Here is a 6,000-nt window from a genome sequence, read left to right as displayed (position 1 = left end):
AAACTCCCAAGGCCTTCGCCGCGACCAAGACTACCGCGATCCAATCAGCGAATTAGCGAACATCGACAGCAATGACGAGTTTGACGAGTGAGCCTTGAGTCCGCGGTGGGTGATGAGAAATCGAGCCGATGAATCGGACGGCTTAATTTATGAGCAAAATCTCCTCTTTGTATGCAATTATTGCGGATGCTCAAAAGGCGATCATTGGATCAAATCGCATAATCGATAGATAAATCAGTTTCTTATGCGAATCGTGAGCTCTCGTTAGGCCTTGGCACGAACCTTGCGAATCGCTGTTCCAACCAGAAACTTTTGCGTTGGAGCATTCCATGAAGCGCCGCGATTTCCTCAAGTCCGTGTCCGGATTGGCCGCAGGCGCGGCGCTTCCGGCGATGCCACAGGTCGTCTCGTCAGCCTATGCCGATGCGCGCTCGGAGACGCTGCTGATCGTCTCGGAAGGGGGGCCCAACAATCTCGACATCCACGGCGTCGGCACCAACGTGCCGGGCTACGAGGTGTCCTGGAATTGCTACGACCGCCTGATCAGCCACGAGATGAAGACCGGCCCCGGCGGCGTGCCCTATTACGACCGCGACAAGTTCAAGGGCGAACTCGCCGAGGAGATGAAGATCGACGACATGTCGGTCACCTTCAAGCTGCGCAAGAACGCCAAATTCCACGACGGCACGCCCGTCACGGCGAAGGACGTGAAGTGGTCGCTAGATCGCGCGGTGAGCGTCGGCGGCTTCCCGACCTTCCAGATGAGCGCGGGCTCGCTGACCAAGCCGGAGCAGTTCGTCGTGATCGACGACTACACCGTGCGCGTGGATTTCCTGAAGAAGGACAGGCTGACGATCCCCGATCTCGCCGTGATCGTGCCCTGCATCGTCAATTCCGAGCTGGTGAAGAAGAACGCCAGTGAGAAGGACCCCTGGGGTCTCGAGTTTACAAAACAGCAGACCGCGGGCTCCGGCGCCTACAAGGTGACGAAGTGGACCGCCGGCACCGAAGTCATCATGGAGCGCAACGAGGATTGGGTCTGCGGTCCGCTGCCGAAGATCAAGCGCGTGATCTGGCGCATGGTGCCGCAGGCCGGCAACCGCCGCGCGCTGCTGGAGCGCGGCGACGCCGACATCTCCTACGAGCTGCCGAACAAGGACTTTCAGGAGATGAAGGCCAACGGCAAGCTCAACGTCGTGTCGCTGCCGTTCTCCAACGGCATCCAGTATATCGGCATGAACGTCACCAAGCCGCCCTTCGACAATCCCAAGGTGCGTCAGGCGGTGGCCTACGCGCTGCCCTATCAGAAGATCATGGACGCCGTGATGTTCGGGCTGGCGAACCCGATGTTCGGCGCGGCCAAGGACAAGCCGACCGAAGTCGCCTGGCCGCAGCCGCACAAATACAACACCGACATGGACAAGGCGAAGGCGCTGCTGACGGAGGCCGGCTACGCCAATGGCTTCGAGACCACGATCTCGTTCGACCTGAATTTTGCCGGCGTCAACGAGCCGCTCTGCGTGCTGGTGCAGGAGAGCCTCGCCCAGATCGGCATCAAGACCACCATCAACAAGGTGCCCGGCGCCAACTGGCGCACCGAGCTGAACAAGAAGGAGATGCCGCTCTTCACCAACGTGTTCTCGGGCTGGCTCGATTACCCCGAGTACTTCTTCTACTGGTGCTATCACGGCAACAATTCCGTCTTCAACACCATGAGCTACAAGTCGGCGGAGATGGACAAGCTGATCGATGGCGCCCGCACCGCCGCCGCTACCGGCGACACCGCGACCTACGATGCCGACGTGAAGGGCTTCGTCGATCTCGCTTTCGCCGACATCCCGCGCATCCCGCTGTACCAGCCCTTCGTCAACGTCGCGATGCAGAAGAACATCAGCGGCTACCAATACTGGTTCCACCGCAGGCTCGATTACCGCGCGATGGCGAAGGGGTGAGCTGTCATGGCGCGCGACTTGGCCGCGACGCTAGCTGTATTTCGGAGTGAGGCGGGCGCTGGTCTCTCGCTCCCTCCCCCCTTGCGGGGGAGGGCCGGGGAGAGGGGTAGCCACGAACTCAGATCTCTCCCGAGGCCACCCCTCTCCCTAACCCTCCCCCGCAAGGGGGGAGGGGACGCAGCGGAGCAAGTGGCGCGATCTCATTTCGAAGCAAAGCGCGAGAGGACATCATTATGCTGACCATGATCGGCAAGCGCCTGATGTTCGCGATTCCCTCGCTGATCGGCGTCGTCATCGTCACCTTCCTGCTGACGCGCGCTCTCCCTGGTGATCCCGCGGCCTACTTCGCCGGCCCCGCCGCGACCAAGGAAGCGGTCGAGCAGATCCGCAAGAAACTCGGCCTCGACAAGCCGCTGATCGAGCAGTTCTTCCGCTACACCAACGATCTCGCTCACGGCGATTTCGGCAACTCACTCACGACGGGACAGCCGGTCGCCGCTGAAATCCGCAACCGCCTGCCGGCCTCCGCCGAGCTGACGCTGATCGGCCTCATCGTTTCGATCGTGATCGCGATCCCACTCGGCGTGCTGGCGGCGACGCGGCCGGGATCATGGGTGGACCACCTCTGTCGTGTCACGACGACGGCCGGCGTGTCGTTGCCCGTATTCTTCACCGGCCTCGTGCTGGTCTATGTCTTCTATTTCCGGCTCGGCTGGTCGCCGGCGCCGCTCGGCCGCCTCGATGTGTTTTACAGCGCGCCGCCGACGGTGACCGGCTTCTACCTGATCGACACGCTGATCGCGCGCGACTTCGAGGCGTTCCGCTCCGCACTGAGCCAGCTCATCCTGCCGGCGACGACGCTCGCGATCTTCTCGCTGGCGCCGATCGCGCGCATGACGCGCGCCTCGATGCTCGCGGTGCTGTCATCGGAGTTCGTCCGTACGGCGCGCGCCAGCGGCCTGTCACCGGCAACCGTCATCGTCACCTACGCCTTCCGCAACGCGATGCTGCCCGTCATCACCACGCTCAGCATGGTGTTCTCGTTCCTGCTGGGTGCGAACGTGCTGGTGGAAAAGGTGTTCGCCTGGCCCGGCATCGGTTCCTATGCGGTGGAAGCGCTGATCTCGTCGGACTTCGCGCCGGTGCAGGGCTTCGTGCTGACCATGGCGGTCATGTACGTGCTGCTCAATCTCGTGATCGACATCTTGTATGGCGTAATCGATCCGCGCGTCAGGTTGGAGGGATAGCGCATGATCCGGAAAAGTGGAGGCCGGTTTTCCGACAAGATCGTGCGCAAAACGAAGGTGACATCATGAGTTCTGTTGCGCCTGCTGTCGAACCCGTTGGCCCCGCTCGCACCTCGGGCTTGGTCGCGATCCTCGAACAGACCCGCTACGTGCTGGGCGAGAACAAGGTCACGGGCTTCGCCTTCGCGCTGCTGATCCTGATCCTCGTTGCCGCGATCTTCGGCCCCTATGTGGTGCCGTATGATCCGCTCGCCTCGGATACGGCTGCCGCGCTAAAGCCGCCGTCGATGGCGCACTGGTTCGGCACCGACCAGCTCGGCCGCGACATCTTCAGCCGCGTCATCGTGGCGACGCGGCTCGATACGTTCATCGCCGTCGCCTCCGTCGTGCTGGTGTTCCTGATGGGCGGGCTCGCGGGCATTGCGGCCGGCTATTTCGGCGGCTGGACCGATCGCATCGTCGGCCGCATCGCCGACACCATCATGGCCTTCCCGCTGTTCGTGCTGGCGATGGGCATCGTCGCCGCGCTCGGCAACACCGTGCAGAACATCATCCTGGCGACCGCCATCGTGAACTTCCCGCTCTATGCCCGCGTGGCGCGCGCGGAAGCCAACGTGCGCCGTAATGCCGGCTTCGTTCAGGCCGCGCGGCTGTCCGGCAACGGCGAATTCCGCATCCTGCTGGTGCATATCTTGCCAAACATCATGCCGATCATGATCGTGCAGATGTCGCTGACCATGGGCTACGCCATCCTCAACGCCGCCGGCCTGTCCTTCATCGGCCTCGGCGTCCGCCCGCCGACCGCCGAATGGGGCATCATGGTCGCCGAAGGCGCGGGCTTTATGGTCTCGGGCGAATGGTGGATCGCGTTGTTCCCCGGCCTCGCCCTGATGATCGCCGTGTTCTGCTTCAACCTCCTCGGCGACGGCCTCCGCGACATCGTCGACCCCCAGCGGAGGACGTGATGGCAAATTCCCTGCGAGAATTGAATGATTCCAATGCCATTCTACTGTGCATGGGGTTGTTTTCGACATTTTTGAGCGGAAGCCGTCGATGACCGCCCAGCCCCTGCTCGACGTCCAGGACCTCACGGTCGAATTCACCACCCGCCGCGGCATCGTGAAAGCGGTGCAGCACGTCAACATCTCGGTCGCCAAGGGCGAGACGCTCGCCATCGTCGGCGAGTCCGGCTCCGGCAAGTCGGTGACGTCTTATGCGGTGATGCGCATCCTCGACCGGGCGGGGCGGATCGCCGAGGGCTCGGTGATGTTTTCCGGCATCGACGTGAAGGCCGCGACCGAAGACCAGATGCGCGATCTGCGCGGCCGCGAGGTCTCGATGATCTTCCAGAATCCGCGCGCGGCCCTCAATCCGATCCGGAAGGTCGGCGACCAGATCGAGGACGTCTTGCGCACCCACGTGCAGCAGGCGATGGTTTCGGACCACGGAGAAAAGGCGATCGAGGCGCTGGAGCAGGTCAAGATCGCCCGCCCCCGCGAGCGCTACCACGCCTATCCGTTCGAACTATCAGGCGGCATGTGCCAGCGCGTCGTCATCGCGCTCGCGCTCGCCTGCAATCCGCAGCTGCTGATCGCGGACGAGCCGACGACGGGTCTCGACGTCACCACGCAGAAAGCGGTGATGGACCTGATCGTCGAACTGACCAAGCGCAAGGCGATGTCGACGATCCTGATCACCCACGACCTCGGCTTGGCTGCCGCCTATTGCGACCGTGTCGTGGTGATGGAGAAGGGCCGGGTGGTCGAGACCGCGAAAGCCGCCGACATCTTCGCCAACCCGCAGCATCCCTATACGAAGAAGCTGATGCGCGCGACGCCGCGGCTCGGCGTGTCGCTGCGCGATCTGCTGCCGGAAGAGGAGGGGGCAACCTCATCTGCATCCGTCGCCGCCGCGCCTGACCAGCACGCTTCTCAAAGCGAAGGGGAGAGCGACCAGCCCCTCCTCCTCATCGAAAAGCTGGTCAAGGAATATCCCCGCCAGGGCGCCACCGCCACGCTCGGAAAACTGTTCGGCCGCAAGCCGCCGGTCGAGCCGGACGTATTCCGCGCCGTTGACGGCATCAGCTTCTCGATCGGCCATGGCGAGAGCGTCGGCTTGGTCGGCGAATCCGGCTGCGGCAAATCGACCACGTCGATGATGGTGATGCGCCTCTTGGACCAGACCTCCGGCCTGATCCAGTTCGACGGCGAGGATATCGGCGGCATCGCGCCGGCGGCGTTTGCCCGGCTGCCGCAGCGCAGCCGTATCCAGATGGTGTTCCAGGACCCGACCGACAGCCTCAACCCGCGCTTTACCGCCGCCCGCGCCATCGCCGACCCCATCATCCAGCTCGGCGACATCAGGGGTCGCGATGCGCTGCGAACGCGCTGCGAGGAGCTTGCGACCATGGTCGGGCTGCCGCACAATCTGCTGGATCGGTTTCCGCACCAGCTGTCCGGCGGCCAGAAGGCCCGCGTCGGCATTGCCCGCGCCATCGCGCTGCATCCAAAGCTGGTCATCCTGGACGAGCCGACCGCAGCGCTGGACGTCTCGGTCCAGGCCGTGGTCCTCAATCTGCTCCAGGACCTCAAGGCGCGGCTAGGTATGAGCTATCTGTTCGTCTCGCATGATTTGAACGTAGTGCGCTTGTTGTGCGATCGTGTCATTGTCATGCGGACGGGGCGGATCGTCGAAGAGGGCTCTTCCGAGCAGGTCCTCAGCGATCCGCAGGACGACTACACCAAGGAGCTGCTGACGGCGATCCCGCATCCGCCGCTGCCAGTGCATTGAGATCAGCTTGA

Annotated in this window: 4 protein-coding genes; all 4 read left to right on the top strand. The window is 63.2% G+C overall.

The features are described 5' to 3' along the window. Nucleotides 1-329: 329 nt before the first annotated feature. Nucleotides 330-1,952: an ABC transporter substrate-binding protein gene (locus tag JQ627_RS35805; protein ID WP_212489040.1), complete on the top strand. Its 1,623-nt coding sequence runs from the start codon at nt 330-332 to the stop codon at nt 1,950-1,952. A 233-nt stretch (nt 1,953-2,185) separates the two neighbouring features. Next, entirely contained in the window at nt 2,186-3,199 is a 1,014-nt protein-coding gene (locus tag JQ627_RS35800; protein ID WP_212489039.1) for an ABC transporter permease, read from the top strand. Between the two features lie 65 nt (nt 3,200-3,264). After that, complete coding sequence (locus JQ627_RS35795; protein ID WP_212489038.1) at nt 3,265-4,164, top strand: ABC transporter permease; 900 nt, start codon at nt 3,265-3,267, stop codon at nt 4,162-4,164. 88 nt (nt 4,165-4,252) lie between these two features. Further along, entirely contained in the window at nt 4,253-5,989 is a 1,737-nt protein-coding gene (locus JQ627_RS35790; protein ID WP_212489037.1) for an ABC transporter ATP-binding protein, read from the top strand. Nucleotides 5,990-6,000: the final 11 nt, after the last annotated feature.

The sequence above is a fragment of the Bradyrhizobium liaoningense genome, assembly GCF_018130785.1.
In the GTDB taxonomy this organism is placed as follows: Bacteria; Pseudomonadota; Alphaproteobacteria; order Rhizobiales; family Xanthobacteraceae; genus Bradyrhizobium; species Bradyrhizobium liaoningense_A.
Note: the sequence above shows the minus strand (reverse complement) of the source record. Positions and strands in the feature narration are given on the sequence as shown.